General features: G+C 45.2%; 13 protein-coding genes, 2 tRNA genes and 2 rRNA genes. 3 read left to right on the top strand and 14 right to left on the bottom strand.

The genetic code is table 11. The features are described 5' to 3' along the window. Nucleotides 1-48 precede the first annotated feature (48 nt). Nucleotides 49-672: a pseudouridine synthase gene (locus HQN60_RS07840; RefSeq protein WP_173533124.1), complete on the bottom strand. Its 624-nt coding sequence runs from the start codon at nucleotides 670-672 to the stop codon at nucleotides 49-51. 131 nt (nucleotides 673-803) lie between these two features. Here HQN60_RS07840 and icd point away from each other — a divergent pair, with 131 nt between their 5' ends. Continuing rightward, a complete protein-coding gene (icd, locus tag HQN60_RS07835; RefSeq protein ID WP_173533123.1) occupies nucleotides 804-2,027 on the top strand; it encodes an NADP-dependent isocitrate dehydrogenase in 1,224 nt (407 codons plus the stop codon). 130 nt (nucleotides 2,028-2,157) lie between these two features. Here icd and HQN60_RS07830 read toward each other — a convergent pair whose 3' ends face one another. Beyond that, nucleotides 2,158-2,361, bottom strand: a complete 204-nt coding sequence (locus HQN60_RS07830; protein WP_173533122.1) for a cold-shock protein — start codon at nucleotides 2,359-2,361, stop codon at nucleotides 2,158-2,160. A 239-nt stretch (nucleotides 2,362-2,600) separates the two neighbouring features. On the opposite strand from HQN60_RS07830, the gene clpS reads away from it, so the two are divergent. Together clpS and clpA are read left to right on the top strand one after the other, a co-directional pair. Next, the gene (gene clpS / locus HQN60_RS07825; protein WP_173533121.1) at nucleotides 2,601-2,912 is read left to right on the top strand and encodes an ATP-dependent Clp protease adapter ClpS; all 312 of its coding nucleotides are present in this window, start codon (nucleotides 2,601-2,603) and stop codon (nucleotides 2,910-2,912) included. Beyond that, nucleotides 2,909-5,173, top strand: a complete 2,265-nt coding sequence (gene clpA, locus HQN60_RS07820) for an ATP-dependent Clp protease ATP-binding subunit ClpA (RefSeq protein WP_173533120.1) — start codon at nucleotides 2,909-2,911, stop codon at nucleotides 5,171-5,173. Before clpS ends, clpA begins: the two co-directional genes overlap by 4 nt. A 76-nt stretch (nucleotides 5,174-5,249) precedes the next feature. Here clpA and HQN60_RS07815 read toward each other — a convergent pair whose 3' ends face one another. The 12 genes from HQN60_RS07815 to HQN60_RS07760 all read right to left on the bottom strand — a co-directional run bounded on the left by HQN60_RS07815 (nucleotide 5,250) and on the right by HQN60_RS07760 (nucleotide 16,239). Next, nucleotides 5,250-6,080 (bottom strand): mechanosensitive ion channel family protein, encoded by an 831-nt coding sequence (locus HQN60_RS07815; protein ID WP_173533119.1) that lies wholly within the window; start codon nucleotides 6,078-6,080, stop codon nucleotides 5,250-5,252. Nucleotides 6,081-6,154: 74 nt separating this feature from the next. Next, nucleotides 6,155-7,084: a site-specific tyrosine recombinase XerD gene (gene xerD, locus HQN60_RS07810; protein ID WP_217390296.1), complete on the bottom strand. Its 930-nt coding sequence runs from the start codon at nucleotides 7,082-7,084 to the stop codon at nucleotides 6,155-6,157. Then, nucleotides 7,074-7,559 (bottom strand): methylated-DNA--[protein]-cysteine S-methyltransferase, encoded by a 486-nt coding sequence (locus HQN60_RS07805; RefSeq protein WP_173533118.1) that lies wholly within the window; start codon nucleotides 7,557-7,559, stop codon nucleotides 7,074-7,076. The genes xerD and HQN60_RS07805 overlap by 11 nt, the downstream gene beginning before the upstream one ends. A 67-nt stretch (nucleotides 7,560-7,626) precedes the next feature. Beyond that, nucleotides 7,627-8,691, bottom strand: a complete 1,065-nt coding sequence (locus HQN60_RS07800) for a glycoside hydrolase family 18 protein (RefSeq protein WP_173533117.1) — start codon at nucleotides 8,689-8,691, stop codon at nucleotides 7,627-7,629. Between the two features lie 78 nt (nucleotides 8,692-8,769). Then, nucleotides 8,770-9,120: a RidA family protein gene (locus HQN60_RS07795; RefSeq protein ID WP_173533116.1), complete on the bottom strand. Its 351-nt coding sequence runs from the start codon at nucleotides 9,118-9,120 to the stop codon at nucleotides 8,770-8,772. Nucleotides 9,121-9,204: 84 nt separating this feature from the next. Further along, nucleotides 9,205-10,389 (bottom strand): DesA family fatty acid desaturase, encoded by a 1,185-nt coding sequence (locus HQN60_RS07790; protein WP_173533115.1) that lies wholly within the window; start codon nucleotides 10,387-10,389, stop codon nucleotides 9,205-9,207. Nucleotides 10,390-10,476: 87 nt separating this feature from the next. Then, on the bottom strand, nucleotides 10,477-11,781 hold the full coding sequence (locus HQN60_RS07785) for a mechanosensitive ion channel family protein (protein WP_173533114.1): 1,305 nt from the start codon (nucleotides 11,779-11,781) through the stop codon (nucleotides 10,477-10,479). Further along, nucleotides 11,778-12,284 (bottom strand): D-glycero-beta-D-manno-heptose 1-phosphate adenylyltransferase, encoded by a 507-nt coding sequence (rfaE2, locus tag HQN60_RS07780; RefSeq protein WP_173533113.1) that lies wholly within the window; start codon nucleotides 12,282-12,284, stop codon nucleotides 11,778-11,780. The genes HQN60_RS07785 and rfaE2 overlap by 4 nt, the downstream gene beginning before the upstream one ends. Before the next feature lie 202 nt (nucleotides 12,285-12,486). Further along, nucleotides 12,487-12,600: ribosomal RNA gene (rrf, locus tag HQN60_RS07775) — 5S ribosomal RNA — on the bottom strand. A 226-nt stretch (nucleotides 12,601-12,826) separates the two neighbouring features. Continuing rightward, a 23S ribosomal RNA gene (locus HQN60_RS07770) occupies nucleotides 12,827-15,719 on the bottom strand. 360 nt (nucleotides 15,720-16,079) lie between these two features. Beyond that, nucleotides 16,080-16,155, bottom strand: a tRNA-Ala gene (locus HQN60_RS07765). 7 nt (nucleotides 16,156-16,162) lie between these two features. Further along, nucleotides 16,163-16,239, bottom strand: a tRNA-Ile gene (locus tag HQN60_RS07760). Between the last annotated feature and the right edge of the window lie 41 nt (nucleotides 16,240-16,280).

Genomic DNA, 16,280 nt, shown 5'->3' with positions numbered 1-16,280 from the left:
TGCTCTGCGTCTCTGCGCCTCTACGGCGCAAGATTTCTTTCTGCAGCATTAGCGCACCTTATTCGGGCCACGACGGCCGCGTTGTTTCGGTTTGCCTGCCGGTTTAGGTGTTGGCATATGAACAGCAGGCACGCTCATTTCTACCCACTGGCCCAATTCAATATTATCAAGGGTATAAGCCCCTATCGCATAACGAATAAGACGCAGCGTTGGATACCCTACTTTCGCAGTCATCCGCCGTACTTGACGATTTTTTCCTTCTGAAATTTTAATTTCTAGCCACGACGTCGGAATTGCGGCGCGCTCACGAATCGGCGGCACGCGCGGCCAGATGATTTCGGGTTGCTCGATCAGACGTGCCTCGGCAGGGAGTGTTTTGAAATCTCCCAAATCCAAACCACCCGCGCGCAATGCCGCCAGTGCAGCATCATCGGGGATGCCTTCAACTTGCACCCAATAGGTTTTGACGAGTTTATGCTTCGGGTCGGTAATTTTGTGCTGTAAAGCACCATCTCCCGTAAGCAACAGCAATCCTTCTGAGTCGGTATCTAAACGACCTGCAGGATAGACAGCTTTCACGGAAACATAATCAGCCAAACATTGATGTGGTGGGCTCGGTGAAAACTGGCAAATAACACCGTAAGGCTTGTTAAATAAAATCAATTTAGGCATGGCAACAATTGTCTAGTAAATCTTGGCAGAATGGCGATAAACCTGTGATAATAGTTCGGTTTTTACCGCGACAAAAATTTTAATAAGCTTGCGGTGAACGTTTTCAACCACTGAATTCACAGGTGTGCCCGATGAGTCTAATCAAAGTCCCACAAGGGGGCGAAAAGATCGTTCCTAACCTAGCAACGCCAAACAATCCTATCATCCCATTTATCGAAGGTGATGGTATTGGCGTGGATATCACCCCAGTAATGATCGATGTTGTCGATGCCGCTGTGAAAAAGTGCTACGGCGACGACCGTAAAATCCACTGGATGGAAATCTATTGCGGCGAGAAAGCCTCTAAATTGTACGCTGATGGCTCATATCTGCCACAAGAAACCCTCGATGCATTAAAAGAATACGTGGTTTCAATTAAAGGCCCATTGGCAACACCAGTTGGCGGCGGCATCCGTTCATTGAACGTGGCATTGCGTCAAAACTTGGATCTTTACGTTTGCTTACGCCCAGTGCGCTACTTCCAAGGCGTACCATCGCCAGTGAAACACCCAGAACGCGTTGATATGACCATCTTCCGTGAAAACACCGAAGACATCTACGCCGGTATCGAATGGGATGCTGAATCTGAAGGCGCGAAAAAAGTTATCGAATTCTTACAAAAAGAAATGGGCGTAACTAAAATCCGTTTCCCAGAAACTTCATCGATCGGTATCAAACCGGTATCGAAAGAAGGTACTGAGCGTCTAGTTCGCAAAGCAATCCAATACGCTATCGACAACAACCGTCGCAGTGTTACCTTGGTTCACAAAGGTAACATCATGAAGTTTACCGAAGGCATGTTCCGTACTTGGGGCTATGAATTAGCGCGCAATGAATTCGGCGCTGTTGAGATCGACGGTGGCCCATGGATGCAACTACCAAACGGCATCGTCATCAAAGACGTGATCGCTGATGCATTCTTGCAACAAATCTTGTTGCGTCCAGCAGATTACGATGTGATTGCCACATTGAATCTAAACGGCGACTACATTTCTGATGCCTTGGCAGCAGAAGTTGGCGGTATCGGTATCGCACCAGGCGCAAACTTGTCTGACAACATCGCTTGCTTTGAAGCCACTCACGGCACGGCACCAAAATACGCAGGCCAAGATAAAGTGAACCCAGGTTCAATCATCTTGTCGGCTGAAATGATGTTGCGTCATATGGGCTGGACTGAAGCTGCTGACAAAATCATCGAAGCAATGGGCAAAGCCATTGCCGACAAGCAAGTAACTTATGACTTCGCTCGTTTGATGGACGATGCAGAAGAAGTATCTTGCTCAGCTTTTGGTAAAGCCATGATCGCTCGCATGTAAAAACAATGCGTGTTTGACATTCAAACCCCTGCCAATGGCAGGGGTTTTTTACGTTTATGCATCATATTTTAGTATCACCACAACAAAAAACCCGCCGAGGCGGGTTTTTGTTTTTCACTTAAAGCGAAAATTAAGCAGCTTGGATGTTACCAGCTTGCTTGCCTTTCTGACCTTGAGTGATATCGAAAGAGACACGTTGGCCTTCTTTCAATGTTTTGAAGCCTGGCATGTTGATCGCAGAGAAGTGAGCGAAAAGATCTTCGCCGCCTTCGTCTGGAGTAATAAAGCCAAAGCCTTTAGAATCATTGAACCACTTAACAGTACCTAATGCCATGTTGAGGACATCCTGAATAACAAAAATAAAATAAATTGCCGATCGTACTAAAGTACAAAACCGGTAAACCGGTTTGTCGTGGGCATCCCAAAACAAACATGTATAACTTTTTACGCCACTTTGACATATAAGGTCAAGCATAAATAATAGATACGCGGCACACTGTGGTATTGCATTCACGCTTGAAAAAATCGTGGTGAGCGCCAAAATAAAGATTGAATAGGGACTAAGATAAAACAATGGCGATCCAGCATCAGAACGATACCGAACTCAAAGACGCAGCAGTTCGAACTGCACCACCACCGATGTGGCAAGTGGTGTTGCTCAATGACGATTACACTCCAATGGATTTCGTGATTGATGTGTTACAGCATTTTTTTGCAATGCCAAGCGAAAAGGCCAATCAAATAATGCTGAAAGTCCACACTGAGGGTCGTGGTATTTGTGGGGTTTATCCTCAAGATATCGCGGCAACGAAAGTAGCTGAAGTTACACAGTATGCTCGGGCGCATCAGCATCCGTTGCAATGCATTATGGAGGTGAGTCAATGATCGCCCAAGAACTTGAAGTTAGTCTGCACATGGCGTTTATGGATGCCAGACAAAAGCGCCACGAGTACATTACTGTGGAGCATTTATTGCTAGCTCTACTCGACAATCCTTCAGCCATTGACGTTATTAAAGCGTGTGGCGCCAACCTAGAAGAACTACGCCGCCAGCTTGGGGATTTTGTCACTGAGCATACGCCCGTGGTCTCAGGCAGTAATGAAGTTGAAACCCAGCCCACAATCGGCTTTCAACGTGTGATTCAGCGCGCTATTTTGCACGTTCAATCCTCAGGCAAAAAAGAAGTCACTGGTGCAAATGTGCTAGTGGCTATTTTTGGCGAAAAAGACAGTCACGCGGTGTATTTTTTACATCAGCAAGGCATTACGCGGCTTGATGTGGTCAATTACATCGCCCATGGCATTAGTAAATCAGCCAGTAGCCAACCAGCAACCCCTCGCGCCGAGCCCAATGAGGATGGAGAAACAGAGGCCACGCCTGGCGGCGCATTAGAAAGCTACACCCAGAATATGAATGAGCAGGCTCTGGCTGGAAAAATAGATCCGCTCATTGGTCGCGATGCTGAGCTTGAACGAGTGATTCAAACTTTATGCCGTCGCCGCAAAAATAACCCACTCTTAGTCGGCGAAGCGGGTGTAGGAAAAACCGCTATTGCCGATGGCTTGGCGCGTTGTATCGTCGAAGGACAAGTCCCGGATATTCTGGCTGATGCCACTGTATATACGCTGGATATGGGGGCACTCTTAGCAGGCACAAAATATCGTGGTGATTTTGAGCAACGCCTCAAAGCCGTGATTAAACAATTGGCTGACGAGCGCAATGCCATTTTATTTATTGATGAAATTCATACGCTGGTTGGTGCTGGAGCGGCTTCTGGTGGCACACTTGACGCCTCAAACCTACTGAAACCGGCGTTATCCAATGGCACTTTAAAATGCATTGGCGCCACCACCTACAACGAATATCGCGGTATTTTTGAAAAAGATAATGCGCTATCGCGTCGCTTCCAAAAAATCGATGTGGTTGAACCGAGTATTGAGCAAACCATTGAAATTTTAAAAGGTTTGAAAGATAAATTTGAACAGCACCATGGCGTGAAATACACCCAAGCGGCGCTCAGCACTGCGGCAGAATTGTCTGCAAAATACATCAATGATCGTCATTTGCCGGATAAAGCCATTGATGTGATTGATGAGGCAGGCGCTGCGCAAAAAATATTGCCGCGTTCAAAACAAAAGAAAACCATTGGCAAAGGTGAAATCGAAGACATTATTGCTAAAATTGCCCGAATTCCGCCTAAATCAGTCTCAAGCAATGATAAAGACACGCTGAAAACGCTCGAGCGTGATTTACGTAATGTCGTTTTTGGCCAAGAAAAAGCGATTGAAGTGCTCGCCACATCAATCAAAATGGCCAGAGCTGGCTTAGGTAATCCGCTAAAACCCATCGGCTCATTCTTATTTTCTGGACCAACCGGCGTTGGTAAGACTGAGGTTGCCCGTCAATTGGCCTATACGATGGGCATCGAGCTGATTCGTTTTGACATGTCTGAATATATGGAACGGCACGCCGTTAGCCGTTTAATCGGCGCGCCACCGGGATATGTTGGCTATGAGCAAGGTGGTTTACTCACCGAGGCCGTGAATAAACATCCATACTCGATCTTATTGCTGGATGAAATCGAAAAAGCGCATCCGGATATTTATAACGTTTTATTGCAAGTGATGGATCATGGCACGCTCACCGACAATAATGGTCGTAAAGCCGATTTTCGGAATGTCGTCATTATTATGACCACCAATGCCGGTGCCGAAATGTTGGGTAAATCAACGATTGGCTTTACCAATAAAAAAGAAGCTGGCGATGAAATGCAGGAAATAAAGCGCCTATTTACGCCAGAGTTCCGGAATCGTATTGATGCCATCATTCCTTTTGCTTCATTAACGCATAGCATTATTTTGCAAGTTGTCGACAAATTTCTCATGCAACTCGAAGCACAATTGCACGAGAAAAAAGTCGAAGCGCATTTCACCGATGCTCTTAAAGACTATCTAGCCAAACACGGTTTTGACCCGCAAATGGGCGCCCGCCCAATGGCTAGGTTGATTCAAGATACCATTCGCAAAGCGCTTGCAGATGAGTTGTTATTTGGACGTTTAGCTGGCGGTGGCGAAGTCACCATCGATATTGATAATGAAGGTAAGGTATTGCTCAATCTACCAGAGCTAGAAAAGGTTTCGGCTTAATACCCTACCCTCATGCAATAAAAACCCCGCAGAATTAAAGTCTGCGGGGTTTTTTATTATGTCGTAGCAAAATGTTTTATTGTGCCGTATTTTCTTTTTGTTGAACTACCACCAGATGCGATGGCGTCGGCGCTGGGAATGTCGCTAAGGTATCTAAAATCGCCTTATTCGCTTGGAAGTAAACTTGCCAGTAATGATCATTATGGCAATATGGGCGCACGGCAAGAACTGGGCCAACCAATTGAAACTCAAGCACTTCAACCTCAACACCTGGCTCAACCATTACATTCGGAATCTTCGCAATCGCCTCTTTCAGTAAGGCAATTGCTTTTTCAGCATCAGCGGCACCAGAAAGCTGGGCTTTTAAATCAACTCGGCGATATTTAGTTGCGGTGTAGTTCTGAATATTATCCGTAAAGATTTTATTATTACCAACAAAAGTCAGCACATTATCTGGTGTCATAATCGTTGAGGAAAATAGCCCAACTTCATGTACTACCCCCGTTACCCCACCGGCAGTGATCATGTCTCCAACTTTAAAAGGCCGCAATACAATTAAAAATGCACCGCCAGCAAAGTTAGCCAACAACCCAGACCACGCCATACCTACAGCAAGACCCACAGCAGCAAGCAAAGCCGCAAAAGTCGTGGTTTGAATGCCGAAGTAACCCAAAATGCCAATCACTAACAACACATTCAACAACACGGTCACTGCAGAACCCACATAGCGTAAAACCGTCGCATCGACTTTCTGCCGGACTAAACCAGCTTGAATAAACCGCACCACCATGCCAATAAGCCAACGACCGATAACCCAAAAAGCAATACCGGCGATAATTTTTACACCAAACTCAGCAACATATCCCATGATGATATCTTGATATTTGCTAATCAAGCTTGTATCCATTTTAATCTCCAATGTAAGTGCCATTGAGTGGCAACATCAAAAGATTATCTGATATGCATAAAATATTAAATCATTTACCCTCTTGGGTGGTTAGTTTGATGCAATGTTTTCAATCTGGTTGACGCAACCTGCGTGTAAATTTGAGTTGTAGTTATGTCAGAATGGCCCAGTAACATTTGTACCACCCGCAAATCAGCGCCATGGTTAAGTAAATGAGTCGCAAATGCGTGCCTTAAAACATGCGGACTGAGCAACTCTGCCGGAATATTTGCCTGCACTGCATACTGTTTAATAATAAACCAGCAACCTTGTCGAGTGAGTGGCTCTCCACGTTGATTTAAAAACAACGTGGCTTGCGCGGCATTTTTGAGCAGTAGTAAACGCGCCTCTGTAAGGTAACGGCTGAGCCATTGTGCCGCCCACTCGCCAATGGGCACTAAGCGCTGTTTTCCGCCTTTACCATTCATAACCCGAATGTATTTCTCACGTAGGAAAAGATGATTTACCGATAACTCAACCAGCTCAGTTACACGTAATCCAGTGGCATACATTAACTCCAGCATGGCTCGATCACGCAAACCGGCGGCAAGATTGATGTCTGGCGCTGCCAATAACGCGGTAATACTCGCCTCAGGTAAGGCTTTAGGTAACGGTCGAACTCGACGTGGCGAGGTTAATTCAGCGGTGGGGTCGACTGTAATTTGCCCATTGAGCAAGGCTTGCCGATAAAACTTACGCAAACTGGCCATTCGCCGCGCTAAGGTCGAGGCCTTCATATCGCGAGATTGCCGAGCTAAAAATGCCTGCATCGCATCTCGATCAGCAATTAATAGTTGTTGTTCACGCTCACTAGCGAGCCATTCAGCCCAAATCAGTAAATCACGACGATAACTTTCAATGGTGTTGCTCGCCAAACCATCTCCGAGCCAAATAGCGTCCAAAAATTGATTGATCAACGCCATCTCACTGTCGGCAATCATTGGCAAAGGCGCTTTATTGGCCATCAATAACCCCTTCATGTTGTAATAACCAGCGCTTGATCGGCAACCAATCAAGTCCATTTCGGTTGGCATTAAAACCGCCAAGTCCATGCATCGCTACCACGCGATGACAAGGAATCACCAATGGAATCGGGTTACGCCCGCAGGCGCCACCAATCGCCCGTGGGCTTGAGCTGCAACGCCGAGCAATCTCGGCATAAGTCAGCACTTCACCCGCAGGAATCTGTGCGATGGCTTGCCATACTTTCAGTTGATGTGGCGTTCCATTAAGTTGATAAGGCAAATCAAAAACAAATTTAGGCTCATTAAAATACGCCAAAATCTGCCGCTGCGCCTCTTGCAATAAGGGGTGATGATTTGCTTGTAATGGCGTGTCAGCAACCAGAAAATCCACGGCACTTAAATATTCGTCTTGCAAGCTCAAACCAATTCGCCCAAAAGGCGTCGCAATCACGGCATCAGACGGTATGCCAAGCATAATCATCACTCCATAGGTATATGATGCAAAACCATACAAAACAATGGCTACATCAATATACTACCAATCAATCTTGTAGGTTTTGCCACAATACATCCAATAAGACGTTACTTTGATCTTCAGTGTATTCCCAAAACATAGCGCCAGCTAAGCCGCGCTGTTTCACATATTGTCCTTTCAGCGCTATCGACTCAACATCTTCATAACTAATAAACTCATCACCATCAAACAACCATGGTGCCTTTGCTGATTCGTCCCAATGCCGAGTAAAACGACCACTAGGAATAAGCTCATTCGCAATTTTGTAATAACTATGCGTACCATTCGATTGCGCTCGACCCTCGGCGCCTAAACCTGGACTCGCCACACCCAATAAACTCCGGCCATAAAATGGACAACCCAACACCATTTTTTCTGCCGCGACACCATGATCAAGAAAAAGCTGTACACCTCGGTCTGCACTATCGCCACTAGGATCATGCGCGGCGGTCAATAAATTAGCATGATGCCCTGCGCAAGTTGCCCAACCATTATAAAAATCGTACGTCATCAAATTAATAAAGTCGCACTGCGCCGCGACTTTTTCTAGCTCAACGCCCTCTAAATAGTATGTACCTACCCCTGCAGCAATGGTTAACAAATATGGGGTTTTACGTTCCATTTGAGCAGAAGCCTCATCGAGATGAATCCGTAATGAGCTCAACATTAAAGTGAAATTTTGCCGATCTTCTGGTCGCGCTTTAATGCCTGCCATCGCATTGCTTGGATACTCCCAATCCAAATCAACACCATCAAACTGATATTTCTGCATAAAGCGTAGTGTCGAACGGCTAAACTGCTCACGTGATGCCTCGGTTAATGCAGCATCAGAAAAGCCATCTGCCCCCCAACCGCCAATCGATATCAAGATTTTGAGTGCTGGATTTCTAAGTTTTAATTGCTGCAATTGCGCACATAATTTCTGACAATACGCTTCATTACTAAGCAGTGGATCACCAGATTCTTGCTCAATCACTTCGCCATCGACAACTTTGGCGAAGGCATAGCAAAGATGCGTTAATTTTTCTACCGGCAAAGCACTGATATCGCATTGCTGCCAACTTGCTAAGTACGCCAACATAACTCGAGACATCTGCAACCTCGTTAGACAATGAAAGACCCGAATCACACTACCTAATTGTTAACTTACATTCTATGCACAATAACCAATTTAGAGCGCGGCGATCACCGTCATTTCTACCTTGTAACGGGGATCAGCCAACTTAGCTTGAACGGTTGCTCGGGCTGGCGTATGCCCTTGAGGGACCCATTCACCCCAAGCTAAATTCATCGCATCAAAATCAGCCATATCAGTGATAAAAATTGTAACCTGCAAAATTTTTGTCTTATCTGAACCTACTTCTGCCAACAAGCGATCAATACACGCCAAAACTTCTACAGTTTGTCCCAAGGCATCTTTGTCTAAATCTTCAGCAATTTGCCCTGCCAAATAAACGGTGTTGTTATGCACTACGGTTTCACAAAGACGAGGGCCAACATGGTAACGCTGAATAGATGACATTGTTTTATTCTCCAAAATAAATATAAAAAGGCGAACCTAAGGTTCGCCTTCAATTAATGATGACACTATTTTAAAACTTTTTTCTTAAGCAATCGCACGTAAACGCAAAGAAAATTCACGTAAAGATTGAATACCGCTATTTTCTGCGCGTGTGCACCAATCTTGTAACTGCAAAACTAATTCATGTCGATTCAACGTTGATCGCTCCCAAATACGCGTTAATTCTTGTCGCATTTGATATACCTGCTCCAGCACCTTACTTTGCGTCAAAATTAATTCCAAATGGATTTTATCGCTAGCCGAAGTATCTTTTGCATCTTGCTTTAACCAAAGCTTCATGCGTTTTGCAATATCAAAACTCATTGAAGGCAAAGCAGCCGTTGCCGATAAGTGCTCAATCTCTGCGGCAACAGTTTGTTTTAAGGTGCGAGCATAATGCGCGGCAATTGCGTATCGATTTGCAATAATCGCTTGTAAGACCTGCTCATCGAGCTCGGGACGAATAGTTGTAACTTTTAATTTAGGTGCGACTTTACGAATTTTTGCTAAACCCAAAATAGCCATCGTGCGGATATACAACCAACCAATATCAAATTCAAACCACTTATAAGATAATTTCGCTGATGTACCAAATGTATGATGATTATTATGTAATTCTTCTCCACCAATCAAAATTCCCCAAGGCAACAAATTCGTAGACGCATCTTCTGTTTCAAAATTACGATAGCCCCAGTAATGCGCAAATCCATTGATAATCCCTGCTGCAGTGACTGGAATCCATAACATTTGCACGGCCCAAATCCAAATACCATTTACCCCAAATAGTAATAGGTCAATCACCGCCATTAAAGTCGGTCCCCACGATGCATGGCGCGAATACAAATTACGCTCTAAAAAATCATCCGGAGTGCCATGCCCATATTTTTGCAATGTTTCTACATTCGCAGCTTCTGCCCGATACAACTCCCAACCCTGCCAAAATACTTTGCCAATACCCAATATCTGTGGGCTATGTGGATCATCGACGCTCTCACATTTAGCATGATGCTTGCGATGAATTGCTGCCCACTCCTTAGTTACTTGCGCCGTGGTTAACCACAACCAGAAACGAAAAAAATGGCTTATCAATGGGTGTAAATCAAGCGCACGATGCGCTTGATGCCGATGCAGGTAAATCGTTACCGATGCAATCGTAATATGCGTTAGCGTGAGGACGACCAGTACATAGCCCCACCACGGTAAAACAACCATTCCATTAAGCCATTCCATTCCATCTTCCTTGTGCAAGGTTTATGCCATTGCGATTAAAAATAATCGAACGCTGATTTTACTCAGCATTACTCAAAAACAACAGCATTACACATTTGAATTAGGTAAAACTGATCCAGGTAAAATCGTAATATCACGCCGAGGGTAAGGAATCTCAATATTATTTGCTTTAAATGCCCGCCAGATTTTCATATTTAAGTCAGATTTCAAACCCAACTGTCCATTTTCTGGATCCGCTAGCCAAAACCCTAACGTCAAGTTAATACCACTATCGGCAAATGCTGTAACAAATGCCCCTGGAGCCGGTTCTTTCAAAATACGCGATTCATCTTTAGTAATCTCTGTCATGAGACGCATAACTTGATCTAAATCTGAGTTATATGCCACCTGAATAGGCAGACCAACCCAGACCGAACGATCGTTATAAGACTGATTCACGACGGTTTGAGAAATTAAAGTGTCATTTGGTACCAAAGCTTCAGTGCCATCAGGCGCTTTTAAAACAATATAACGAGAAGTTAAGCCACTAATAATGCCTTGGCGATTATCAACTGAAATCAAATCGCCTAATTTAATCGAGCGATCCAACAGAATAATAAATCCAGAAACATAATTAGAAGCAATTTTTTGTAAGCCAAAACCCAAGCCGACACCTAAGGCTCCACCAAAGACCGACAGGACCGTTAAATCAATACCAACCATTGATAAAGACGCAAGCACCGCCAAAACAACCAATAGCGAACGCATTACCTTAACTAGCACAACACGAACGTTCATATCCATAACATCTGTAGACATTAAACGCTGCTCGATTAAGCGTCCAATCCACATTGCAATCAGTAGCGTCGCACCAACCGACAATAAACCCTGAATTACGGTAAGTATAGATATATGAACTTTTCCAGCATCGAAACTAATCGTATCTAATGCCTCTAAAATCTGCGGCAAAATACCTACAACATGCAATACATAACCAATCCAAATGACTACAGCAATATATCGCTCCCAACGCTGCACCCAAGTTGCACCTTCAAAAGTTCTTCGAATAATATAAACAAGAATACGAATATTAACCAAGCCAACCATCAGTAGATTAGCAAGACGCAATAAAGAGCTGGTTTGTCCTTCAAACACTTGGTATGTAATATTGCCTAGAGTAACTAAAATCAGTGCTAACACAGGAAATAATAAACGCTGCACACCATCATTAGCTAATTGCCAACGGAAATTTTTTGCTGCGACACGCCTCTTTGAACGGTTTACAATTAAAAAAGCTAAACCCCAGCATGACAATAAAACAGCAATTTGTAATAAAAAGTCCGTACTAAAAAAACCTAAATGTTTAACATCCTTAACGACATTGAATAAAACATTCTCTGTATTTGAACTCATTCATCACCTCTTATTTTCTTCAATGTCTGGGTCGTAGAAGTATCAAATAAAAATGGAATCGAATGTACAACCCCGCCTCTAGCTAAAACTTCTCGACTGCCGACGATCTGCTCTAATTGCCAGTCGCCGCCTTTAACAAGAATTTCCGGCTGGACACAATCAATTAAATTAAAAGGCGTATCTTCATGAAACCAAGTCACAAGATCAACCGCAGCTAAACTCGCGATCACTGCAGCACGGTTAGCCAGTGGATTAATTGGCCGATCATCGCCTTTACCCAAACGACGCACCGACTCGTCCGTATTCAATGCAACGATCAGACTCGCCCCCAGCGCACGAGCCTGCGCCAAATAAGTTACATGACCACGATGTAAAATGTCAAAACAGCCATTAGTAAAAACCAAGGGGCGTGCTAGTAATTGAATTTTCTCTGCCAATAACTCTGGCGGGCAGATTTTACTTTCGAATTCAGGCATAGAATAAATAGGTAGAGCGTTTTGCATTAAAGCCCCTTTGATTTAAATATTAATTTGGCCGTTAAGTTCTGAATACTAACCTAAGTTAAAGTTATCACACCAATAAAATGAGAACGATGAACTACATATTGAAATGTAGTTAACATCAAATTTATTTGATAGTGTGCTCGTAAAAGTAAAGAACAGCAAAAAGCCCGACTCTTTCGAATCGGGCTTTCTGGTATGGGAAGTCTGGCAATGACCTACTTTCACACGGGCAATCCGCACTATCATCGGCGCTGAGGTGTTTCACTGTCCTGTTCGGGATGGGAAGGAGTGGGACCACCTCGCTATGGTCGCCAGACATTAAACTGTCTGGTGCAACTCTTTCGAGCTACACGAGAGTTATCGCATTCAGCCGCTATCTTTTCAGACCGCAACCTACAACGCTAACTCGTAAAATCAATAGAAGAAGTAATTATACTACACACCAATCAACACCATTTAAGTATTTTTTGTAGTTCAGCGCTTTCACACCGTCCTACTTTGGGTCAATTATATCCATCGTCGCACTACGCGCTTCAGGTTATAGGATCAAGCCTCACGAGCAATTAGTATTGGTTAGCTTAACGCATTACTGCGCTTCCACACCCAACCTATCAACGTCCTGGTCTCGAACGACTCTTTAGAGGATTTAAAACCCTAGGGAAATCTCATCTTGAGGCAAGTTTCGCGCTTAGATGCTTTCAGCGCTTATCTCTTCCCGACTTAGCTACCCGGCAATGCCACTGGCGTGACAACCGGTACACCAGAGGTCAGTCCACTCCGGTCCTCTCGTACTAGGAGCAGCCCCTCTCAAATTTCCAACGCCCACTGCAGATAGGGACCAAACTGTCTCACGACGTTTTGAACCCAGCTCACGTACCACTTTAAATGGCGAACAGCCATACCCTTGGGACCGGCTACAGCCCCAGGATGTGATGAGCCGACATCGAGGTGCCAAACTCCGCCGTCGATGTGAACTCTTGGGCGGAATCAGCCTGTTATCCCCGGAGTACCTTTTATCCGTTGAGCGATGGCCCTTCCATACAGAACCACCGGATCACTATGTCCTGCTTTCGCACCTGCTCGACTTGTCGGTCTCGCAGTTAAGCCGCCTTTTGCCATTACACTATCAGTACGATGTCCGACCGTACCTAGGCGACCTTCGAGCTCCTCCGTTACAATTTGGGAGGAGACCGCCCCAGTCAAACTGCCTACCATGCACGGTCCCCGATCCGGATAACGGACCAAGGTTAGAACCTCAAAGGGGTCAGGGTGGTATTTCAAGGACGGCTCCACAGAAACTAGCGTCTCTGCTTCAAAGCCTCCCACCTATCCTACACAAACCACTTCAAAGTCCAATGCAAAGCTACAGTAAAGGTTCACGGGGTCTTTCCGTCTAGCAGCGGGGAGATTGCATCTTCACAAACACTTCAACTTCGCTGAGTCTCGGGAGGAGACAGTAGGGCCATCGTTACGCCATTCGTGCGGGTCGGAACTTACCCGACAAGGAATTTCGCTACCTTAGGACCGTTATAGTTACGGCCGCCGTTTACTGGGGCTTCGATCAAGAGCTTGCACCCCATCAATTAACCTTCCAGCACCGGGCAGGCGTCACACCCTATACATCCACTTTCGTGTTGGCAGAGTGCTGTGTTTTTGATAAACAGTCGCAGCCCCCATTTCTCTGCGGCCTTATATAGCTCCAAACGCAAGGTTCTTCACCTATAAGGCACACCTTCTCCCGAAGTTACGGTGTTAATTTGCCGAGTTCCTTCTCCCGAGTTCTCTCAAGCACCTTAGAATACTCTTCCTACCCACCTGTGTCGGTTTGCGGTACGGTTCAATATAAGCTGAAGCTTAGTGGCTTTTCTTGGAAGCAGGGTATCAGTTACTTCATCACCTAAGTGAATCGTCATCATGCCTCAGCGTTAACAGCGTCCCGGATTTGCCTAAGACACCCGCCTACACACTTAAACCAACTATTCCAACAGTTGGCTAACCTAACCTTCTCCGTCCCCACATCGCACTTATATCAAGTACAGGAATATTAACCTGTTTCCCATCGACTACGCATTTCTGCCTCGCCTTAGGGGCCGACTCACCCTGCGCCGATGAACGTTGCGCAGGAAACCTTGGGTTTTCGGTGAGGGAGCTTTTCACTCCCTTTATCGCTACTCATGTCAGCATTCGCACTTCTGATACCTCCAGCATCCTTCTCAAGACACCTTCACAGGCTTACAGAACGCTCCTCTACCATATGCCATAAATGGTCATATCCGCGTCTTCGGTTATCAATTTGAGCCCCGTTACATCTTCCGCGCAGGACGACTCGACCAGTGAGCTATTACGCTTTCTTTAAATGATGGCTGCTTCTAAGCCAACATCCTGGCTGTCTGTGCCTTCCCACCTCGTTTTCCACTTAATTGATCATTTGGGACCTTAGACGGCGGTCTGGGTTGTTTCCCTCTTGACCCAGGACGTTAGCACCCCAGGTCTGTCTCCCATGCTCGCACTTGACGGTATTCAGAGTTTGCCATGGTTTGGTAAGTCGCGATGACCCCCTAGCCATAACAGTGCTTTACCCCCGTCAGTGATACATGAGGCACTACCTAAATAGTTTTCGAGGAGAACCAGCTATTTCCAAGTTTGTTTAGCCTTTCACCCCTATCCACAGCTCATCCCCTAACTTTGCAACGTTAGTGGGTTCGGACCTCCAGTGCGTGTTACCGCACCTTCATCCTGGCCATGGATAGATCACTTGGTTTCGGGTCTACGCCCAGCAACTATGCGCCCTATTCGGACTCGGTTTCCCTACGCCTCCCCTATTCGGTTAAGCTCGCTACTGAACGTAAGTCGCTGACCCATTATACAAAAGGTACGCAGTCACCCCATTTTTCAAGGGCTCCCACTGTTTGTATGCATCCGGTTTCAGGTTCTATTTCACTCCCCTCCCGGGGTTCTTTTCGCCTTTCCCTCACGGTACTGGTTCACTATCGGTCGATGATGAGTATTTAGCCTTGGAGGATGGTCCCCCCATCTTCAAACAGGATTTCTCGTGTCCCGCCCTACTTCTCGTACGCTTAGTACCACAATTGACTTTTCATATACGGGACTATCACCCACTATGGTTGGACTTTCCATTCCATTCTATTAAGTCTACTGCTATCACGTACAGGCTCTTCCCATTTCGCTCGCCACTACTTTGGGAATCTCGGTTGATTTCTTTTCCTCCGGTTACTTAGATGTTTCAGTTCACCGGGTTCGCTTCGCTAGACCTATGTATTCAGTCTAGGATGACCCAAAAGGGCCGGGTTTCCCCATTCGGAAATCGTGGGATCAAAGCACTTTGCCAGCTCCCCCACGCTTATCGCAGGCTATCACGTCCTTCGTCGCCTATCATCGCCAAGGCATCCACCAGATGCACTTATTCGCTTGATCCTATAACCTCAAACACGTAAAACGTATCTCAGATTACTGAAATCGTATTTGCGACTTGCAAGTGAGTTCTCATTTCACTTGCGGTTCAGTTACACTGGCATGAGACCAGCACAACTGAACAGATACAATCAACCCAATATTTTTACTTTGAAACTAAACTCAATAACAACTGCAAGCAGTTATTCTCAAATCTAATTCCATTACAATGTTTATTGGAATTAATTACTTCTTCTATTTTGTTAAAGAGCGATATTTAATTAATCATTAAATGACTAATCATTCTAATTTTAGAAACCAGAATAAAATACACTGCACATAACAACGTGCAATACATAGAATTCTATTTTCTACAGCAGATAATGGTGGAGGTTAACGGACTCGAACCGTTCACCCCCTGCTTGCAAAGCAGGTGCTCTACCAGATGAGCTAAACCCCCGTGATACTGGTGGGTCAGATAGGAATCGAACCTATGACCCCCGCGTTATCAACACGGTGCTCTAACCAACTGAGCTACTGACCCATATCGTTTCTTTCAAATCTACAGCCGATGAGTGTGAGTAC

This window comes from Deefgea piscis, assembly GCF_013284055.1.
Classification (GTDB): domain Bacteria; phylum Pseudomonadota; class Gammaproteobacteria; order Burkholderiales; family Chitinibacteraceae; genus Deefgea; species Deefgea piscis.
Note: the sequence above shows the minus strand (reverse complement) of the source record. Positions and strands in the feature narration are given on the sequence as shown.